This is a genomic window from Arhodomonas sp. AD133, from assembly GCF_051195215.1.
Classification (GTDB): domain Bacteria; phylum Pseudomonadota; class Gammaproteobacteria; order Nitrococcales; family Nitrococcaceae; genus Arhodomonas.
In genome coordinates this window covers 1-1850 of the sequence record NZ_JBNAZM010000127.1, presented here as the reverse complement: position 1 = coordinate 1850, position 1850 = coordinate 1, and the positions used below count along the sequence as shown (strand labels likewise).

At 70.4% G+C, this 1850-nt stretch carries 1 protein-coding gene; it reads right to left on the bottom strand.

Annotated elements, in window-relative coordinates; genetic code table 11:
- Positions 1–1850 (bottom strand): FAD-dependent oxidoreductase (locus ACPEES_RS23250; RefSeq protein ID WP_435106864.1); only part of this gene is annotated, 1850 nt, incomplete at both ends.

Below are 1850 nucleotides of genomic sequence, written 5' to 3'. Positions count from 1 at the left end.
GCCGGTCTCGGCGGGCGCCGGGCGGCGGCCGACGGCGCGCAGCACCTGCGGGTAGCTCTGCTTCGCCGAGGCGATGGCCTTGACCACGCTGCCGTTGAACGCCGGGTGGGTGTCGCCGATGAAGGTGACCTGGCGGCCGGCGTCGTCGTAGGAGGTGAACGGGCCGAACTCGCGGACCTTGCAGTGCTCGGCGTCCTCCACCGGCTGCAGCCCCTCGGAGTGGGCGACATGGGGCATGAAGTGGTTGCCGTTCAACGCGAAGGTGCGCGGGTACTCGCGCTCGTAGATGGTGTTGGGCACGGTGCCGGCGGCGACGAAGATCGCCCGCGCCGGCAGGGTCACCTCCTCGTGGGTGGCCAGCCACCGCCCCTCCACGCATGCCATGCGCCGGCACACCAGGCCGTCGACGTGGCCGTGCGCGTCCACGTCGGCGTACAGCGGCTCCACGCCCTCGGCGTAGTAGAGGCCTTCCTCGGTGGCCTTGGTGAGCTCCTCGTGGTTGCGGGTGTACGCCGGCGAGGCGTTCATGCCCTTGCGGTAGGCGATGGTCACCCCGCCCCATTGGCGCAGCAGCGGGATGAAGTCCGGCCTCTCGCCGGCGGCGGTGGCGCGCTCGCGCTCGGCGCGCACGGCGCGGCCGTGGGCGAGGAACTCGGCAAGCGTCTCGCGGTCCTCGTCGTTGAGCCCGGCGGTGACCGCCGCCTCGCCCCGGGCGGCCACCAGGGTCTCGTAGCGGTGGAGGATCTTCTCGACCTGCTTGATGTAGTAGGCCTGCACCTCGGTGGCGGTGTCCACGCCGGTGAGCCCGCCGCCGACGACCACCGCCGGCAACCGCACCTGGAGGTTGGCGAGGCTCGATTCCTTGCCCGCGCCGGTGAGCTGCAGCGCCATGAGGAAGTCGCTCGCCTGGCGCATGCCGCGGGCGAGGCTGTTGCCCATGTGGATGACCCGCGGCAGCCCCGCGCCGGTGGCGGTGGTGACGTGGTCGAAGCCAAGCGCCCAGGCGTCCTCCAGGGTCACGGTGCCGCCGAGGCGCGCGCCGCCGTAGACGCGGAAGTTGTGCCGGCGGGCGAGGGTCAGGTAGATGAGCTTGAGGAAGTTCTTGTCCCAGCGCACGGTGATGCCGTACTCGGCTACTCCGCCGAAGCCCATGAGGATGCGCTCATCGAGCGGCTCGACGAGATCGGCCCAGCGCTCGACCGGTGCTTCGAGTAATCCACGCGGCAGCGGCTCGATCTTCAGCCCGTCGATGCCCACCACCGTGCAGCCGGCCTGGGTGAGGTGGTGCGCCATGGTGAACCCCGCCGGCCCCATGCCGGCGACGAGCACGCGGCGGCCGTTGTCGGCGGCCTGGCAGTACTGCTCGGCGCGCAGCGGGTTCCAGCGCGTGAGCAGGTGATAGACCTCCACGCCGTAGGGCAGCTCGAGCACGTCGGTGAGACAGCGGGTCTCGATCTGGGGGATGTCGACCGGGTCCTGCTTCTGGTAGATGCAGGATTTCATGCAGTCGTTGCAGATGCGATGCCCGGTGGCCGGCACCATGGGGTTGTCGACCATGGCCACGGCGAGCGCGGCGAGGGTGAGCCCGTCGCGCTTTAGCGCGTGCATCTCCGAGATCTTCTCCTCCAGCGGGCAGCCGGTGAGCGTGTTGCCCAGCGGGTCCTCCTTGAAGCCGAGCTCGGGGCGGCCCTTTTTCTCGGGAAAGCCCTTGGAGCAGAAATCGCCGTCGTGGTCGTGGCAGTAGATGCAGTAGTGGATCTCGCCCTGGACCTCACGGGCGTCGGCGCGGGCGTCGGTGAGCACGAAACCATCGCGCCGGCGCCAGCGTTGCGGACTGGCCTGGCGCGTGG